This window comes from Methylobacterium sp. J-077, assembly GCF_022829365.1.
Taxonomy (GTDB): Bacteria; Pseudomonadota; Alphaproteobacteria; order Rhizobiales; family Beijerinckiaceae; genus Methylobacterium.
Genome location: NZ_JAKSYJ010000114.1, coordinates 66,264 through 85,148, shown reverse-complemented (window position 1 = coordinate 85,148; position 18,885 = coordinate 66,264). Strand labels below are relative to the sequence as shown.

Annotated in this window: 11 protein-coding genes; 7 read left to right on the top strand and 4 right to left on the bottom strand. The window is 68.3% G+C overall.

Annotated features, from left to right (window positions below; genetic code table 11):
* Window positions 1-29: 29 nt before the first annotated feature.
* Window positions 30-689: a DUF1345 domain-containing protein gene (locus MKL11_RS11705; RefSeq protein ID WP_243943424.1), complete on the bottom strand. Its 660-nt coding sequence runs from the start codon at window positions 687-689 to the stop codon at window positions 30-32.
* 135 nt (window positions 690-824) lie between these two features.
* Here MKL11_RS11705 and MKL11_RS11700 point away from each other — a divergent pair, with 135 nt between their 5' ends.
* From MKL11_RS11700 to aat, 4 genes are all read left to right on the top strand, one after another.
* Entirely contained in the window at window positions 825-1,622 is a 798-nt protein-coding gene (locus tag MKL11_RS11700) for a DsbA family protein (protein ID WP_243943422.1), read from the top strand.
* 159 nt (window positions 1,623-1,781) lie between these two features.
* Complete coding sequence (gene accB / locus MKL11_RS11695) at window positions 1,782-2,255, top strand: acetyl-CoA carboxylase biotin carboxyl carrier protein (RefSeq protein ID WP_243943420.1); 474 nt, start codon at window positions 1,782-1,784, stop codon at window positions 2,253-2,255.
* Window positions 2,256-2,511: 256 nt separating this feature from the next.
* Window positions 2,512-3,864, top strand: a complete 1,353-nt coding sequence (accC, locus tag MKL11_RS11690) for an acetyl-CoA carboxylase biotin carboxylase subunit (protein WP_243943418.1) — start codon at window positions 2,512-2,514, stop codon at window positions 3,862-3,864.
* 88 nt (window positions 3,865-3,952) lie between these two features.
* Window positions 3,953-4,633, top strand: coding sequence for a leucyl/phenylalanyl-tRNA--protein transferase (aat, locus tag MKL11_RS11685; protein WP_243943409.1), 681 nt, complete (start codon window positions 3,953-3,955; stop codon window positions 4,631-4,633).
* Here the strand turns inward: aat and MKL11_RS11680 are convergent.
* Together MKL11_RS11680 and MKL11_RS11675 are read right to left on the bottom strand one after the other, a co-directional pair.
* Window positions 4,630-5,286, bottom strand: coding sequence for a DUF2155 domain-containing protein (locus tag MKL11_RS11680; RefSeq protein WP_243943406.1), 657 nt, complete (start codon window positions 5,284-5,286; stop codon window positions 4,630-4,632). The two genes, aat and MKL11_RS11680, sit on opposite strands and share 4 nt — an antisense overlap.
* Before the next feature lie 210 nt (window positions 5,287-5,496).
* Window positions 5,497-5,913, bottom strand: coding sequence for an NADH:ubiquinone oxidoreductase subunit NDUFA12 (locus MKL11_RS11675; protein WP_243943404.1), 417 nt, complete (start codon window positions 5,911-5,913; stop codon window positions 5,497-5,499).
* A gap of 514 nt (window positions 5,914-6,427) precedes the next feature.
* On the opposite strand from MKL11_RS11675, the gene MKL11_RS11670 reads away from it, so the two are divergent.
* The gene (locus MKL11_RS11670; RefSeq protein ID WP_243943401.1) at window positions 6,428-10,159 is read left to right on the top strand and encodes a vitamin B12-dependent ribonucleotide reductase; all 3,732 of its coding nucleotides are present in this window, start codon (window positions 6,428-6,430) and stop codon (window positions 10,157-10,159) included.
* A 610-nt stretch (window positions 10,160-10,769) separates the two neighbouring features.
* On the opposite strand, the gene MKL11_RS11665 is transcribed toward MKL11_RS11670, so the two are convergent.
* Window positions 10,770-16,910: an autotransporter outer membrane beta-barrel domain-containing protein gene (locus tag MKL11_RS11665; protein ID WP_243943399.1), complete on the bottom strand. Its 6,141-nt coding sequence runs from the start codon at window positions 16,908-16,910 to the stop codon at window positions 10,770-10,772.
* A gap of 97 nt (window positions 16,911-17,007) precedes the next feature.
* Here MKL11_RS11665 and MKL11_RS11660 point away from each other — a divergent pair, with 97 nt between their 5' ends.
* Together MKL11_RS11660 and MKL11_RS11655 are read left to right on the top strand one after the other, a co-directional pair.
* Window positions 17,008-17,439 (top strand): hypothetical protein, encoded by a 432-nt coding sequence (locus MKL11_RS11660; RefSeq protein ID WP_243943396.1) that lies wholly within the window; start codon window positions 17,008-17,010, stop codon window positions 17,437-17,439.
* A gap of 537 nt (window positions 17,440-17,976) precedes the next feature.
* Entirely contained in the window at window positions 17,977-18,873 is an 897-nt protein-coding gene (locus MKL11_RS11655; protein WP_243943394.1) for a LysR family transcriptional regulator, read from the top strand.
* Window positions 18,874-18,885: the final 12 nt, after the last annotated feature.

Below are 18,885 nucleotides of genomic sequence, written 5' to 3'. Positions count from 1 at the left end.
GACCCTGGCGGCCCCGGCCTCAACCGGCCTCAGTGCGGCGCGAGGCCGGCGGCCATGTTGACCACGAGTGCCAGGATGCCGGTGTTGAACAGGTAGGCTCCGATGGTCTGTACCGTCGCGATCCGCCGCATCCGCCTGCTGGTGAGGTTGGTGTCCGAGGTCGCCGCCGCCGCACCGATCGTCACGGTGAAGTACAAGAAGTCCCAGAAATCCGGCTCGGTCTCGCCATGGAAATCGAGGCCGCCGCGCTCGGCGCCGGCCTCGTCCTCCGCGCCATAATAGACGTGGGCGTAATGCACCGTGAAGATCATCTGCACGAACACCCAGGTGCAGAGCAGGCTCGTTCCGGCGAGCGCCAGGGCGAAGCGCTCGCCGGTTCCGGCGATGCGGCCGCCGACCACCAGCACCGCCACCGAGCCGAGGCTCGCCGCGGCTGCGAGCAGGGCGAAGACGGTGATCACCCCGGCGCTGTCGTCGAGCCGGGCGGCCTCGCGGCGCATGGCGTCCCGGGTCTGTCCCGTCGCCCGCCGCACGATCAGGACGGCGTGGACGATCACGCCGGCGCACCAGCCGGTGAGCAGGCGCATCCCCGGATCGAGGCCCGGCGCCAGCAGGGCGGCGAGGATCGCCACCATGATCGCGCAGAGCAGGTGCGGACGCAGCCAGAAGGCGCGGAACAGCTTGGGCATGACGAACCGGGTTACGCGCGGCGGGCGGAATCCGCGAGCCGGGGACGTGATTTGACCCGGCGCCGCGAAAACGCCTAACCCAGCCTCTACCGCTCGCGCCACGCGCGGGCCGGCTTGCCGCGCAAGCGAGGATCCATGCTCTTCAACCGCACCCTGCCCGCGCTGGCCCTGGCGCTCGGTCTCGCCGCCGTCCCGGCCTCGGCGCAGGACGCCACGCAATCCGCCGGGCCCACGGCCGCCGCCCCGTTCACGGACGCGCAGCGCGCCGGCATCGAGGCGATCGTCAAGGACTACCTGATCAAGCATCCGGAGGTGCTGCAGGAGGCTCTGGCCGAGGCCGAGAAGCAGCAGGCGGAGACGCAGCGCCTCGCCCAAAGTGCGGCCCTCAAGGAGGCCCGAGAGGCCCTCATCAACGGCCCGCACGACGTGGTCGCCGGCAACCCGACGGGCGACGTCACGCTGGTCGAGTTCTTCGACTACAATTGCGGCTATTGCCGCAAGGCCCTGGGCGACGTGCAGACCCTGATCAAGACCGACCCGAAGTTGCGCGTGGTGATCAAGGACTTCCCGGTTCTGGGCCCGGAATCGCTTGAGGCGAGCCAGGTCGCGGTCGCGGTGCGCCAGCAGCTCAAGGGCGACAAGCTGTTCGAGTTCCACCAGAAACTGCTCGAGACCAAGGGCCGGGTGAACGGCGCCCGCGCCATCCAGGTCGCCAAGGACCTCGGCGTCGACACGACCAAGCTACAGAAGGACATGGCGTCCCCCGAGGTGAAGGCCGCGCTCAGCGAGAATCGCGGGCTCGGCGACCGGCTCGGCCTCTCGGGCACCCCGGCCTTCATCGTCGGCGACGAGGTGATTCCCGGCGCCGTCGGCGTCGATCCGATCCGCAAGACTATCGCGGATGTGCGCCAATGCGGCCACGCCTCCTGCTGAGGCGTCGGGCCGGACCAACCCACCGGCGGATGGCGGACTGCGCGGCCTTGTCGCGGCGGGCCGCCTTCGTCTAAGAGCCGCCAGCCATGAGGCTGTGATCGAGTGCCAGCGCGCATGCCGGATGAACCGACCGCCGCTGCGCGATACGAAGAAGGCCGGATGCCCAAGAACGATCCCATCGACTCCGAGCTCGTGCGCGAACTCGCCAACCTCGTCACCGAGACCGGCCTGTCCGAGATCGAGGTCGAGAAGGGCGATCTGCGCATTCGCGTCGTGCGGCGCCTCGAGCCCGTGAGCGTCCAGGTCGCGGCGCCCGCGCCCATCGCCGCCGTGGCGCCCCCACCGGCGGCCGCTGCGCCGACCGGTGCCCTCGCCCCGGCCGAGCCCGCCCGCGCGCAAGCCGGCTCGGTGCCGTCGCCGATGGTCGGAACCGCCTATCTGCGCCCCTCCCCCGAGGCGAAGGCGTTCATCGATGTCGGCTCGAAGGTCGAGGCCGGCGACAAGCTGCTCCTCATCGAGGCGATGAAGACCTTCAACGAGATCGTGGCCCCCCGGGCCGGCACGGTCACGGCGATCTTCGTCGAGGACGGCCAGCCGGTCGAGTTCGGCGAGGCCCTGCTCGTCATCGCCTGACGCATCCTCCCGGACGGCTTCGGCCGGCGTCCGGACGACGATGCGACGACGGAGTTTTTCGCGAAGTGCCGGGCGGTGAGTCCGCTCCGCGCTTCGGTCCGCGTCCCGCGACGAGGCGGTGATCGCCTCGCCGCAGGGGGATTTGGGCGTCTTCCGCCGGACCGGCTTTCGCTTCGGCCCTGGAAAACGCTGCGCAACAAGAGGATAGATCGTCCTGCGCGATCCATTCCGGTCGCCACGATGTTCTAAGGGTTCGATGTTCGACAAGATCCTGATCGCGAACCGCGGCGAGATCGCCCTGCGCATCCTGCGGGCGGCGAAGGAACTCGGGATCGCCACCGTGGCGGTCCATTCCACCGCCGATGCGGATGCCATGCATGTCCGGCTCGCCGACGAGAGCGTCTGCATCGGGCCGCCCGCCGCCCGGGACAGCTATCTCAACATCCCGTCGATCATCGCGGCCTGCGAGATCACCGGGGCGGATGCGGTGCATCCGGGCTACGGCTTCCTGTCTGAGAATGCCCGCTTCGCCGAGGTGCTGGCGCATCACCAGATCGGCTTCATCGGCCCCAAGGCGCAGCATATCCGCACCATGGGCGACAAGATCGAGGCCAAGCGGACGGCCGTGAAGCTCGGCATCCCCTGCGTCCCGGGTTCCGAGGGCGGCATCGAGGATGCCGACGCGGCCAAGCGCGTGGCGGCCGAGATCGGTTACCCCGTCCTCGTGAAGGCGGCGGCCGGCGGCGGCGGGCGGGGCATGAAGGTCGCCCGCACCGAGGCCGATCTGGAGCAGGCGATCGGCATGGCCCGGTCCGAGGCCAAGGCCGCCTTCGGCGACGACGCGGTCTACCTGGAGAAGTACCTGGAGAAGCCCCGGCACATCGAGGTGCAGGTGCTGGGCGACGGGCGCGGCGGCGCGGTGCACCTAGCCGAGCGCGACTGCTCGCTTCAGCGCCGCCACCAGAAGGTCTGGGAGGAAGGCGGCTCGCCGGCGCTCAACGAATCGATGCGCGCCGAGATCGGCGGCATCTGTGCCAACGCCATGAAGGAACTGGGCTATCTCGGCGCCGGCACCGTCGAGTTCCTGTACGAGGACGGGAAGTTCTACTTCATCGAGATGAACACCCGCATCCAGGTCGAGCATCCGGTCACCGAGATGATCACCGGGATCGACTTGGTGATCGAGCAGATCCAGGTCGCCTCGGGCGGCCCGCTCTCGGTCTCGCAATCCGACATCAAGGTCGAGGGTCACTCCATCGAGTGCCGGATCAACGCCGAGCATCCCGAGACCTTCCGGCCCTCCCCCGGCCAGATCACCCATTATCACACCCCCGGTGGCCTCGGCGTCCGGGTCGACTCGGCGGCGTTCCAGGGCTACCGGATTCCGCCGCACTACGACTCGCTGATCGGCAAGCTGATCGTCCACGGCCGCACCCGCAACGAGTGCCTGATGCGCCTGCGCCGGGCGCTCGACGAATTCGTGATCGACGGCATCGACACCACCCTGCCGCTGTTCCGCACCCTGGTCCGCAACCCGGACGTCCAGAACGGCCTCTACGACATTCACTGGCTTGAGCACTTCTTGGACGCTGGCGGCATGAAGGTCTGAGGCCGGGCGGGATCAGGCTTCGCGCTTGCGGCGATCAAGTCCGGTGCCGGCTCTGGCATTTGGATCGGCGCCGCGCGACACTCGCTTCATGCACGATCCGACCCGCGTGGACATCACACCCGAGATCCTGCTGAAGGCCTACGCGGCGGGCATCTTTCCGATGGCCGAGGATGCGACCGACCCGACCCTCTACTGGGTCGAGCCGCGGGCGCGCGGCGTCCTGCCGCTGGACGGGTTCCGGGTATCCCGGCGCCTTGCCCGGACCGTGCGGTCCGACCAGTTCCAGGTCCGCTGCGACACCGATTTCGACGGGGTGATCAGCGGCTGCGCCGCTCCGCGCCGGGACAGCGAGAAGACCTGGATCAACGGCCGCATCCGCGAACTCTACGGCGCGCTGTTCGACATCGGCCACGTCCACACGGTCGAGGTTTATGCGGGCGCGGAGGGGCGCCTTGTCGGCGGCCTCTACGGTGTCTCGCTGGGGGCGGCGTTCTTCGGCGAGAGCATGTTCCACGAGGTGCGCGACGCCTCGAAGGTCGCCCTCGTCCACCTGATGGCCCGCCTGCGCGCCGGCGGCTACCGTCTCGCCGACACCCAGTTCGTCACCGAACACCTCACGCAGTTCGGCGCCGAAGAGCTTCCGCGGCACGTCTACAAGCGGAGGCTCGCCAGCGCCCTAGACGAGATCGCGGACTGGAACGTCTGGCCCTGCGACGGCTCCGTGCCGGGCGCGCGGGTGCTGGCGGCGCTGGGCGCCGCCGAGACCTAGCGGAAGATCGCGTCGAACAGGTTCTGGGGTTGCGGCGGGGGCGGCGGGGCCGGGGCCGGGCCCTCGTTCGACGGGAAGAATTTGCGCGAGGGTTTCTGGCGCGGCTGCACCGGCACGCCGCGCGGCCCCTCGACATCGACCTGGCCCGCGGCGTTGAGCTGCTGGGCGGTCTTGGTCGCATCCCGGCCGGGGCGCTTCGCCTTCTCGGGCTTGGCAGCCACCGCCGGCACGTCCTCCTGCTCCTTCGCCTCGGCGATCACGTCGCTGCCGCCTTTGCAGTCGACCAGCCAGACATCGTAGATCGGGTGCTCGATCGCGTGCAGGCCCGGGCTCGACGCGAACATCCACCCTGTGAAGATCCGGCGATACTTGTTGTCGAGGGTGACCTCGTCGACCTCCAGGAACGCCGTGGTCTTGGCGCTCTCGGTCGGCGGACGGGTGTAGCAGACCCGCGGGGTCATCTGCAGCGACCCGAACTGCACGGTCTCGTCCACGGCGACCTCGAAGGACACGATGCGGCCGGTGATCTTGTCGAGGCCGGAGAAGACCGCGGTCGGATTCTTGATCTTGTCGGCCGTGGCCGGGCCGGCGCCGATGGCGGCGACCAGACCGAGGGCCAGTATGGGGCGTGCGAGGGCTTTGGTGCGGCTCAAGGCTCGGACCCCTAAAGCATCGTCATGAAAGCGGGCGGCCGGCTTTCGGCAGGCGACGATGCGAGACAAGGACCCCAGGGCACCGGCCCGGATCCGGGACGAGGCTCTAGAGGGAGGCCGGTCGCGCCGTCACGGGTGCGGCGGTCGGATCGGATGGCTCCGAGGTGAACACCGGAACGGTGGCGGCAAAAGGGCGCCGGGGCCGCAAGCCTACTCGCCGGGCGTCCAAGACACGTAATCGCCGGTCGCGGCCGGCCGCTGGCCCCACGACAGCTGCGAGCCCTGCGGCCGGTAGGCGTTTGGCGTCCCGGTCTGGTTCTCGACGTGGGGCTGCTGCCAGGGTCGCGGCGTGTAGTCTTCCTCGCTCGGGGCGAGGTCGACGTTGTGGCACAGCCAGCCGCGCCAGCCGGGCGGCACCTTCGAGGCGTCGGCGTAGCCGTTGTAGACCACCCAGCGCCGCTCCGAGCCGACCGAGCGGTCGATCAGCGCACCTTCGGCTTTGTAATACTTGTTTCCGAAATCATCCTCGCCGACGAAGATGCCGGTGCGCGCGGTCTGGAGCGCCAGCGAGACGGTCTGGCCGTTCCACCACGTGAAGACGCGCAGCAAAGTGTCCTTCAGCGCCATCGCCGGTCCCGGTTTCAAGCCGCGCCGCGCGGGCGCCTCGTGACGCCGTTATGGTGAGCACGCGCGCTCGAGTCCAGCGGTTCGGCCCAACTGTCGCTGTGCCGCAACGCCCGTCTCCGCCAGCTGCGGCGTATTCGCGGGCTCCAATGTCGCGCCTCTACTTAGGGGTGTGGATCGAAAATTTTTCCGATCGGAATCCCGAATGCCGGAAGGGCACTTATCCGAGTCGCTCCAGATATCCACAGGCTTTTGGTTGCCAGCACAACATCTAGCGGGGAACCGGCCGGCTGCACACCACTTGTTGACGTGAGAGCGATGGCGGCGGTAATGTCTCTGCATCGGTCGCGCCGCCGCTGTGGTGCGTTTCGGCAGGTTCGACCGCCTCTGATTCATCTTCGCTGACTCGCCGCGTGCCCGGTTCCCGGGGGCGGGCGAACGCGACCCCCTTAATGGGCATCGTCCCCGCGTCGAGCGGGGCCGGGACATCCGTGTCCCGACGGGAGAGGTGTGTTTCATGCGGTTCGAGCGTCGCTACACCACGGCCGGACAGTCGCCCTACACGGGTATTCCGTTCCGCAAGGCCCTGAGCGAGATCCGCAATCCCGACGGCTCCGTCGTTTTCCGCCTGGACGGCATCGACGTGCCGGAGAGCTGGAGCCAGGTCGCCAGCGACGTGCTGGCCCAAAAATATTTCCGCAAGGCCGGCGTGCCGGCGCGCCTCCGGAAGGTCGAGGAGAATGACGTCCCGTCGTTCCTCTGGCGTTCGGTCGCCGACGAGGCCGCGTTGAGCGCGTTGCCGGAAGAAGAGCGCATCGGCTCGGAATCCTCCGCCACGCAGGTGTTCGATCGCCTCGCCGGCTGCTGGACTTACTGGGGCTGGAAGGGCCGCTACTTCTCCTCCGAGGAGGACGCCTCCGCGTTCTTCGACGAGCTGCGCTACATGCTGGCCAAGCAGATGGTGGCGCCGAACTCCCCGCAATGGTTCAACACCGGCCTGCATTGGGCCTACGGGATCGACGGCCCCAGCCAGGGTCACTTCTACTGCGATTACCGCACCGGTGAGCTGACCCGCTCGGCCTCCAGCTACGAGCACCCGCAGCCGCATGCCTGCTTCATCCAGGGCGTGCAGGACGACCTCGTCAACGACGGTGGCATCATGGACCTCTGGGTCCGCGAGGCGCGCCTGTTCAAGTACGGCTCCGGCACCGGCTCGAATTTTTCCGCGCTTCGCGGTGAGAACGAGAAGCTTGGCGGCGGCGGCAAGTCGTCAGGCCTGATGTCGTTCCTGAAGATCGGCGACCGGGCGGCCGGCGCGATCAAGTCCGGCGGCACGACGCGCCGCGCGGCCAAGATGGTGATCGTCGATATTGACCACCCGGATATCGAGGCGTTCATCGACTGGAAGGTGAAGGAGGAGCAGAAGGTCGCCGCCCTGGTGACCGGCTCCAAGGTCGTCTCCAAGCATCTCGGTTTGGTCATGAAGGCCTGCACCCAGTGCGAGGCCGAGGGCGACGCCTGCTTCGATGCCGAGCGCAACCCGGCCCTGAAGCGCGAGATCAAGGCCGCCCGCAAGGCCTCCGTGCCGGACGCCTACATCAAGCGCGTCGTACAGTTCGCGCGTCAGGGCTTCACCAAGATCGACTTCCCGGTCTACGACACCGACTGGGATTCCGAGGCCTACCTGACGGTCGCCGGCCAGAACTCGAACAACTCGGTTTCGCTCACGGACGACTTCCTGCGGGCGGTCGATTCCGACGCCGACTGGCACCTGACCCAGCGCACCACCGGCAAGACCGCCAAGACCCTGAAGGCCCGCGACCTCTGGGAGAAGATCGGCGAGGCGGCTTGGGCTTCGGCCGATCCGGGGCTGCACTTCAACACCACGATGAACGACTGGCACACGTGCCCGGCGGGCGGCCGGATCCGGGCCTCGAACCCGTGCTCCGAGTACATGTTCTTGGACGACACCGCCTGCAACCTGGCCTCGGCCAACCTGCTGACGCTGTACGACCGGCAGGCCAAGCGCTTCGACGTCGAGGCGTTCGAGCACCTCAACCGCCTCTGGACGGTGGTGCTCGAGATCTCGGTGCTGATGGCGCAGTTCCCGTCCAAGGAGATCGCGGAGCTGTCCTATCGCTACCGGACGCTCGGCCTCGGCTACGCCAATATTGGCGGCCTTCTGATGACCATGGGCCTGCCCTACGACTCGCATGAGGGCCGCGCGCTGGCCGGCGCGCTCACCGCGATCATGACCGGCGTGGCCTACGCCACCTCGGCCGAGATGGCGGCCGAGCTCGGTCCGTTCCCGGCCTATGACGACAATGCCGACGCGATGCTGAAGGTGATCCGCAATCACCGTCGCGCCGCCCACGGCGAGGCCGAGGGCTACGAGTTCCTCAGCATCGCCCCGGTGCCCCTGGACCACGCCAACATCCCGCAGGACAATCTCGGCACGCATGCCCGCGCGGCCTGGGACCGAGCGCTCCAGCTGGGCGAGATCCACGGCTTCCGCAACGCCCAGACGACCGTGATCGCGCCGACCGGCACGATCGGCCTCGTGATGGATTGTGACACCACCGGCATCGAGCCCGACTTCGCGCTGGTGAAGTTCAAGAAGCTCGCCGGCGGCGGCTACTTCAAGATCATCAACCAGGCCGCCCCCGACGCTCTGCGGGCGCTGGGCTACCGCGAATCCGAGATCGCCGAGATCGAGGCCTACGCGGTCGGCCACGGCTCCATGGGCCAGGCCCCGGCGATCAACCCGACGACCCTCCGGGCCAAGGGTTTTTCCGACGACAAGATCGCCGCGGTGGAGAAGGGGCTGAAATCGGCCTTCGACATCAAGTTCGTGTTCAACCGCTGGACGCTCGGCGACGACTTCCTGACCCAGACCCTCAAGGTCCCGGTCGAGAAACTGTCGGACCCGACCTTCGAGCTGCTGCCGTTCCTGGGCTTCTCCAAGAAAGACATCGAGGTCGCCAACACCCATATCTGTGGGGCGATGACGCTGGAGGGCGCCCCCGGCCTCAAGCCCGAGCATTACCCGGTGTTCGATTGTGCCAACCCGTGCGGTCGCATCGGCAAGCGCTACCTCTCGGTGGAGAGCCATATCCGCATGATGGCGGCGGCCCAGCCGTTTATCTCGGGGGCGATCTCCAAGACGATCAACATGCCCAACGACGCCACCGTCGAGGATTGCAAGGCGGCCTACCGCCTGTCCTGGACCCTGGCCCTGAAGGCAAACGCCCTCTACCGCGACGGCTCGAAGCTGTCGCAGCCGCTCAACGCCGCCCTGATCGCCGATGAGGACGACGAGGCCGGCGATGCCCTGGAGGCGGTGCTGCAGGCTCCGGCCGCGGCCCGCGCTGCCCAGGTCGCGGAAAAAATCGTCGAGCGGGTGATCGAGCGGGTCGAGCACATCCGGTCGCGGGAAAAGCTCCCGTCCCGGCGCAAGGGCTACACCCAGAAGGCGGTGGTCGGCGGCCACAAGGTCTACCTGCGCACCGGCGAGTACGACGACGGCCGCCTCGGCGAGATCTTCATCGACATGCACAAGGAGGGCGCGACTTTCCGGAGCCTGATGAACAACTTCGCCATCGCGATCTCGCTCGGCCTCCAGTACGGCGTGCCGCTCGAGGAGTATGTCGAGGCCTTCACCTTCACCCGGTTCGAGCCGGCCGGCTTCGTGCAGGGCAACGACGCGATCAAGAACGCGACCTCGCTCCTCGACTACGTGTTCCGCGAGCTCGCGGTGTCGTATCTCGGCCGCGCCGACCTCGCCCATGTCAGCCCCGCCGAGATCGGCGGCACGGTGCTCGGCGGCGGCGAAGCGGCCGACACCACCCGCGAGGGCCCCAAGCCCGCGCCGGCCTCCTCGGTGGTCTCGCGCGGCCTGCTGCGCGGCTCGGCCGACCGGCTCACCCTGATCCAGGGCGGCCCGGCGGGCGGAACGGTCGGCGTCGGCGCCGCCAGCACCGGCCAGTCGGCCCCAGCCGGCGGGACAGTCCACGCGATCCACGGCACCTCGGCGCTGAAGGCTGAGCCGGCTTTGGCCGCCCAGGCCGAAACGATCGCCGACACCCTCCCCTTCGCCAAGGCCGAGCGCACCGTCGCCGACCGCCGCGCCGAGGCGAAGATGAAGGGCTATGTCGGTGAGGCCTGCCCCGAATGCGCGAACTTTACGCTGGTCCGCAACGGCACATGCCTGAAGTGCGACACGTGCGGTGGCACGACAGGCTGCTCGTAGCGGTTGCGCCGCGACTTTTTTTGTAGCGTGTTGTGAAACGAAGCATAGAATCGACCTAGAGAACCATAGTCTAGGTCGCTTCGAAGCATAGAGTTGCTTTCTGGAAGGGCGCGATGCGAAAGCTTCGCGCCCTTCTCTCGTTCGTGTATGTGGACGCACAAATTTCGACGGCGGTTTTCGTAAGCCATTTACGCTTCGATTGGATCTGCTCATTTGACATCGTGCCGTATCCCGCCAAATTCGGGCTGCACATACCGAGCGAGCCATGCCGCCGCCCAACACCTTTGACGTCACAGAGCCCGACGCGAGAAAGAGCTTGCTCGGCAGGAAGATGTCGTCCGCATCGCGCAGGAGTTCGAAACCCCCGCGGCTGTGCGCGACCGGAACGGCCTTTTTTCGGCCCTTGGCCTAATTCGGGTCCGCGTGCTCGGCCGTCGTCGTCGAATCCTTTTGGATGTCTGACGATAGCGCTCGACAAGTACTACGCGGGCAGGGCTCGGGTCTGGCCGAGCCACGAGGTGACGTAAGCCGCGAGCATACCAAGTCGCCGTGGAGCAGGCGTGCCCTGGGGGATGACATCGGCAGCCTTAAATCCAACCATGCCCGGCCCTCAAAACCGAAGCTGCATGCGTGCGGTCCCGGCATGCGAGAGAAAGTGGTCGCCGACTTGGCCCTGATACTCGCCGGTTACCTCGATGCCGCCACCGAGGCTGACTTGGAAACCCAGTCCCAGCTCGCCGAGCCGATCGGGTATCGCCGACTCCGTAGCGAACAGCCCGAGTGCGCCGGTGCCCTGGAAGCTCGCTTTGCCCGTGAAGTGGTCGTCTGAAAGGAGCGTCACGCCCAGCGTGCCGAAGGGCCGGACCCAGCGCGCGTCGTCGAGGTCGATCCGGCCGCCGATCTCCAGCATCGGGCTGAACGCCACCAGCGTCTTGGCGACCGGGCGCATGTCGAGGTTGAAGCCCGGTGCGCCGGTCTCGGAATAGGCCGGACTGTAGCTGTAGAGCAGATCGAGATCGGCGTAGGGCTTGAGGTACCAGTCCCCGAACAGGACCTGATAGCTCGCCCGCAACCGCCCGCCCGCGGTGAAGATTCCGGACTTGCTGCGCGCCGTCGCGGTGATGCCGCCGAAGTCGATCAACCGTTTGTTGTCGGCCCAGGAATAGCCGAGATTGGCCGAGGCCGCGAGGAGCCAGGGGCCGATCTGGTGCTTGAGCGCGGCCGAGACGTCGCCGGCATCGCTGGTCGTCCCGGTGATCCGGTCCGGGTCGCTCTGGATGGCGCGGGTATAGGCGCCGGTGAGTCCGAAGAACCAGTCCGGGGCGAACTCGGTCTGGAGACCGCTCTGGTAGCTGAGCGCGCTCTGGTGGTAGCCGCCGTCGTCCACGGTCGCGGACTGGGTGGTGTGGGCGCTGGTGATGCGGCCCCAGACGCAGTCGCCCTCACGCAGGAGCGTGCCGGTGCCGGTGAAGGCCGGGCAGCTCATGGCCCGCTGGAGGCCCTTGCGGGTGTCGAGCGTCCGGTCGGTCAGGATGTCCTGGTTCGATTCGGGCTTCAACTCGTCCAGGGCGGCGGCATAGGCTTTCTGGCTGTCGACTGAGAGGAAGCGTCCGTAGAGGGTTCCGAGCTTGGTGGTGTTGCCGTCCCAGGCGTCCTGCAGGCCCTGGGCGACGCTGCGCTGGTCCGAGGTGAGCGTCACGCCCAGAGGCGCCGTGAAATGGGCCTGTGGGGTCAAGGCGATACTGTCGCCCGTCGACACGAGCGCCCAGGAGATCGGCACCGCGCCCGAGTGGGTGCTTCCGCCGGTGGCGATGGCGCTGGCATCCATGATCTGGCTGGCCCGCAGGAAGGTGTACCGGCCGGGCAGCAGCCCGTCGATGAGATGCGGCTCGACCACGCCCTTCAGGGAGGCGGTGCCGGTGACCGTCAGGACGTCGCTGCGCAGGGCCCCCTGCGGCGCCAGGGGTGCGATGTCGACCAGCAGGCGCCCGTAGGCGCTCTGCTCGAAATCGCCGGTCACGGTCGCCCGGGCGAGCGCACCGACCCCGCCGATGTCGAGGATGGCACTGTTGTTAAGGCGGCCGTTCGGACCCAGCGCGATGACGCCTTCGGGCCCGGTGCGTAGGATCGCCGACGTCGCACCCGTGTTGTGGAAGCCCCCGTTGATGAAGGTGACGCCCCCTGTCTGACCGCCGGCCAGGTCCACGTTGCCGATCACGGTGCCACGGTTGTTGATCTCGCCGGCGCTGAACGCACCGACGATGGCCCGGCCCGAGGCCGCGCTGACTACGGCGCGCTGATCGATGTCGATCGTGGTGTAGCGACCGCCATCGACGCGAATCGCCGCCCCGGGGCCGCTGCCGCCGGTGACGAGTCCGTCCACTCGGATGCTGATCCGGCCGCCCCGGGCCGGGTCGGGCTCGAGGCTGCCGTCGGTGCGCTGGACCCCGGATTGCGCGAAGATCGCGTAGGCATCCAGGCCCGACGCGATGATCGACCCGGTCGACCTGATGTCGATGTCGCCGCCCCGTCCGCTGGAGCCAGGCCTGCTCTGGCCCGACGCCGCCGAAGCCGAAATGGCCGGGCCGGACAGGTCGAGGAGCAGGCCGCCGCCGCCGCCCAGGCTCTGGGCCAGGATGCCGTGGGACTGCGCGCCGGTGGTGCGGATCACGGCGCCGTCGTCCAGCGTCACCCGGATGGCCCCGCCATCGCCGCTGGACCCGTCCCGAAGCGCATAGGGAACCGCGTAGCCCATCACCTGATGCGCGCCGCCATAGCCGCCGCCGCCGCCGATCGATTGCAACAGCAGGGCCGGCGCCGCGCTTCCGGTGGTGGAGACCTGCGCGTCCGCGGTGAGATTCACCGTGACCGGACCGCCATTCCCCGAGGCGCCCCCCGCGCCGCCGATCCCGAACGTGTATCTGTGGCCGCCCGGGCCGGCCGCGACCGAGGCGAGGCCGCCGCCGCCGCCGATGCTCTGGGCCAGGATACCCACGGCTCCGAAGCCGCTCGTGGCGATCGTGCCGGACTGGACGACCGTCACGCTGCCGCCGTTGCCCGCCATGCGTCCGGAGCCGCCGAGCGTCAGGCTTCCGGATTTCTCTGACACGCCGGCCGGATCCTCAGGAGGGGCGATCCGCTCGATATCGAGCGCCGAGAGCAGCGCGTCTGTCAGCGCCTGGGCGTCGCTCTTGGTGTCGCGCTTGGTTTGCCCCTTCCCGGAGGCTGCCGTCCCGTCCTCCGCCGCGGGCGTATCGCCTTGCGCGTCGGCCGTCTCGGCGGACGGCGCGTAGAAGCTGCCGCCGCCGCCGCCGATGCTCTGCGCGACCACGGCATGCGCCTCGGTCCCGGTTGTGGTCACCGTGCCGCGATTCTCGACCTGGACCCATCCGCCATGCGCCCCGGTCCCGCCGGACCCACCGACGGTCAGGTTGAGGGTCAGGCCCTTATTCGCGGAGCTGTTGGCGACGCCGCCGGCGACGCCATTGCCGCCGCCACCGCCGATGCTCTGCGCGTAGAGGCCGTAGGCGGCGTCCTCCGCCGTGGCGACGAGGCCTGTGTTGACGATCTTGACCGTGCCGCCGGTGTTGCCGCTGCCTCCCGAGCCGCCGAGCGTCACCGTGCCGTTGGCCCTATTGGTGGCCTCTGCGAACGAGAGCCCGCCCTGACCGCCGCCCCCGCCGATGCTCTGCGCGACGATGCCGTGGGAACCGATGCCCCGCGTCGCGATCGTGCCGGCATTCTCGATGGAGACCGTGCCGCCGCTCCCGCCCTGCACGCCATCACCGCCGAGCGCCAGGGTCAGCGAAAGATCGCGCAGCTTGGCGGCGCCCTTTTTCTGCGCGTCCAGGTAGCCGTTGATGCTGCCGCTGTAGGATTTGAGCGCCTTGCCGAAATCCGAATTCTTCAGTTTGTCGGCCAGGCTCTTGTACGTATCGCTGGTCTTGATGTCCTTGAGAAACTGGTCGAGCGCCCTCTTGTCGTCCTTGTTGCTCTTGTCCTTCGCCCATTTTTCGTAATCGGCGACACCGATCGCCTGCTTGATCTGCTGCCAGAGCGCGCCCACGGCGTCGGGATCGGAGTCCGCGCGCGCGGCGATGCTGCCGCCCGTGCCGCCGCCGCCGCCGATGCTCTGTGCGAGGATCCCGTGGGAACCGTCGCCCCAGGTGGTGATCACGCCGGCTGCGGTGTTGGTGACGGCCACGTCCCCGCCGCCGCCGCCGATACCGCCCTTGCCGCCGAGCTTCAGGCTGACGGCGAGCTTGCCCGCGGCCGACCCCGACGCGCCGCCGCCATTGCCGCCGCCGCCGCCGATGCTCTGCGCCTCAATGCCGTGCGCATCCGAACCTCTGGTGGTGATCGCGCCCTGGTTCGTGGCCGTGACGAGGCCGCCGCGGTTGCCGGTGCCGGACCCGCCGCCGATCGTCGTCGTCACCGTAAGGGCATCGGCGATGGGAAGCTTGCCGAGGAGGTCGTTGACGGTCTTGTCGAGGGAGAAGCCGGGGGCCGCCAGGGTCGAACTCGTGCCTCCGTTGCCGCCGCCACCGCCGATGCTCTGGGCGAGAATGCCGGCGGCGTAGGTGCCACCGGTCGTGATGGTCCCGGCCTGCGTGACGGTGACCGTGCCGCCGGTGCCGCCCCCGCCCCCGGTGCCGCCGATGGCCAGTGACACGTCGATGTTCCGCCGGAGGCTGATGCTGTTGCTCGTCGCGGTAGCGCCACCGCCATTGCCGCCGCCGCCGCCGATACTCTGGGCCTCGATGCCGAAGGCACCGTCCCCCGAGGTCTGCACCACGCCGCGGTTCTCGACCTTCACGGTGCCGCCATTGCCGCCCCCGCCGCCCGTACCGCCCAGCGTCGCTGACACGGACACGGCCATCTCGCCGGGCGGCGCGACCGCCAGCGCATAGGCCGCCGCATCGCCGCCGATGCCGCCACCGCCGCCGACGCTCAGGGCCAGAAGGCCCATTGCCGCGTTGCCGTAGGTCGTGACCGGGCCGGTATTGACGACGCCCGCGGTGCCGCCGTTTCCGCCATCCCCGCCCGAGCCGCCGATCGCGGCCGAGAAGGCGAAGCTCGGCAGCGCTTTGCCGCTCGGCGTCACCAGGGGCGCCGTGATCGCCGTCGCGCTTGCGACGCCCCCGACCCCGCCGCCGCCGCCGATGCTGAGGACGGACAGGCCGTTCGCCGCGTAACCGGCGGTGGTCACGGTCGTGCTGCTGTCGATCTGTGCTTCGCCGCCGTTGCCGCCCTTCCCACCGCTGCCGCCGATCGCCACCGAGGCCGAAATCACTGCGCCGGCCGCGACGCTCTTGACGTCGCCGCCCACCCCGCCGCCGCCGCCGATGCTCTGCACCAGCACGGCCGTCGATCCGTCTCCGCCGGTCTCGATCGCGCCGCCCAGGCCGGTGAAGCGGGCGAGGCCGCCATCGCCCCCGCCGCCGCCACTCCCACCGAGGCCGACCGAGAAGAAGGCGCCCGCCGGGAAGGCGCCGCCGCCGGTGCCGCCGCTGCCGCCGATACTCTGCGCCAGGGCCCCGAAAGCGGTCTCGCCCTCGGTTGTGATCCGGCCCCCGTCGTTGATGATCGTGGCAGGACCGCCCGTGCCCCCCGTGCCACCGGCACCGCCGCGGCCGAACCAGTACGAGATGCCGCCGGCTCCGCCGCCGATGGTCTTGGACACCACTTCGAGGGCTGACAGCGGCAGAGCTGAAAGGGCGCTGCCGCCGCCGATGCTCTGTGCCACGAGACCGGTCGCCCCCGCGCCGGACGTCGTCACCGTGCCGTTGTTGGTCAGGGTCACCGCGCCGCCGGTGGCGGCATTGCCGCCCTTGCCGCCGCCGAAGACGCTGCCGCCGCCCTCGCCGCCCGGGCCACCGACGGATTGTGCGACCAGGCCGAGGGCGTAATCACCCTCGGTGACGATCGTGCCGCGTTGGTTCACCGTGACCGTACCGCCGTCGCCGCCCCGGGCACCGGGCTGCCCACCGGCATCGGGCTGGCTCCCGCCGTCGCCGCCGATGCTCTGGACGAGGCCGCCGAGGGCGTAGTCGCCGGAAGTCCTGATCGTCCCGGACATGTCGAGACGCGCGGTGCCGCCTTCGCCACCCTGCGTCACGAACGGGTTGCTGTAGAATGTGCCGCTGCCGCGGATCGAGCCCGCGCCGCCGATGGATTCGATGATCACGGCCGTCGCCCCGACGCCGTCGGTGATCACCTGGCCGGATCGCGTCACCGTGAGCGCGGCCGGACCGCCGGAACCGCCCCGTCTGGACGCGGTCTGGTCCGCGTCGGTGCCGCCGAAGCCGGCATTGCCGCCGACCGCGCTGACCCGGACCCCGAGAAAGGCCTGCCCTTCGGTCGAGACCCGCGACGACAGAGTCAGGCTGGCCGACCCGGCATCGCCGCCGCCGCCGACATCCTTCTGGCCGTCGCCGCCGTTTCCGCCCCTGGAATAAACCCAGAACCGGGGGATCGGTTTGAAGTCCGTCTGCGCACCATCGGTGATCTGTTCGCCCCGCCCGGCCACGTCCTCTCCGAGCGTCACCGCGACCGAACCGCCGCGACCGCCGCGGGCGCCGGGAACGGATGCCAATCCGACGATCGCCGCGCCCCGGCCCCCCTTCCCACCGACCGAACCGCTCTGGATCGTCGCGGCGCCGTCGCTTCCGGCGACGGCGGTATCGATGTCGATCAAGCTCAGGTCGCCGCCGTTCTGACCGCGTGTCGCGGCGACGTTCGACGAAAGCACATTGGCTTCGCCGTTTCGGCCGTCGACGCCCATCGTCACCTGAGGCCGAGGTCGCTCGGCGCCATGCGCGGTCGAACCCAAGAGCAGCGCCACGACGGTGACGGTCGTGACCGAAAGTTGGCCCCCGTCGCGGATCTTCCGATCGCAGGTTGGGACGGACGGTTGGGCTTGCAGGAACGACATCGGAAATGAGGCTCATCGCCCGCATGGCTTTGCAAAAACGCTTAGCCATCATCGGGAAAGTCAGGGGCTTCGGCGCATCGGATCGCCATGCATCGACATGTCTTCGACGCAAGATCAACCTCTCATTGCTACGGTTAATGAAGATTTTATGACGGATTTCACCAACGGCAGCCTTACAGATCAGCAAGCATCAGACATTTTGTTGGTTCGATATGGCAATTTTGTAATTAATATTACAACTCAGGTGTCAATGTTTCCGATATTTGGGCATTTTATGCTGATAAAAATCTATATTTTGTCAGAACGTCCGATTTCATGGGCTGTTGAGAAAAATTCGGATGACTGAAACGGACGGGTTACTGCTGGACTGCTTTCGGGAAGCCACGTCGAGAAACCGGCCGTCCGCTTGGATCACGACGCATGACGGCTTTGCGGCCATCGCGGTCATTCGAGGTACGTCACAGACATCTCCGAAGCGGACGTCGCTGACGCTCAGTCCACAGGTTGGAGCTGGCGGTACTACCGGGACTTTAGCTTTAAGGTCCTGACGCGTTGCTTGATTTGATTTTAAACTCCGCTCGCTGGCATCCAGAACCGCGCTTGCTGCGGGACGAGCAGAGGCGGGCCACAACTGCTTTTGTTCTCAAAGGCTGGATCGCGCATCGGGGCTCGCCGACGCAGTTCCCCACGGTGTGGGTGGCAGGATCATGAAGGTTTCGACGCTGACTGATCGGTCTGGCGGCATCCAGGTCGCGGAGGTCGCGATGGTCAGGCGCGTCGCGGCGGGAACAGATTTATGGACAGGCCGACGACGTGGGTATTCCATCGCACCTGTGCGTAGGGTGCCCGTCCTGAACGGCCCACGCCCTGCATCCGAACCGCCATGCCGGACTTGAAGAGCCTCGACGTCTATTACTGGGCCGCCACCCTCGGCAGCTTCAGCCGCGCGGCCGAGCGATTGAACATGACGCAGCCCGGGGTCTCACAGCGGATCGCCGCGCTGGAACGGGAGTTGGGCCTGCCGCTTTTCGAGCGCGGTGCCCGGGCCGTCGTCCTCACGCCCAAGGGTCGTGAACTCCTGAGCTATGCCGAGCGATTCCTGCGCCTGCGCACCGAGATGATGGACGCCATCGCCAATCCCGCCGCGACGACCGGAGTGCTGCGGCTCGGCGCATCAGAGACCCTGGTCCACACGTGGCTCATGCGGTTCATTGAGGCGATGAGCCGGACTTATCCCGGCGTGGCCGTGGACCTCTCAGTCGATGTTTCCCCGAACATGCGCGACGCCCTCGCACGCCACGAGCTCGACCTCGCCTTCCTCGTCGGGCCCATCACGGCGCCGGACCTGATCAACCTCCCTCTCTGCCGGTTCTCGATAGCCTGGATCGCCGCGCCCGGCCTCGATTTCGGCGACGGCGAGATCGGCTTGGCAGAACTGGTGCGGCACCCTGTGATCACCTATCCACGGAACACCAATCCCTACGCCCAGCTGCGCGAGCTTCTGGCGTGCTCGAACCTGCCGCCGCCGCGGCTCTACAGCAGCGCCTCGCTCTCGACGATCGTACGCATGGCGGTGGAGGGCATCGGCGTCGGAGTGATCCCGGCCGAGACCGTCCGCGACGAGCTGGCGGATGGGCGTCTGCGCGTCGTCGACACGACCGTGTGCCTTCCGGACATCGATTTCACCGCAACCTACGAGAACGTACCGGATAACCGGCTCGCGGCGGCGGCCGCCAAGATCGCCCGCAGTATCGCCGTCGCCTGGTGTCGAAATCCATAAGTCAAACTTATG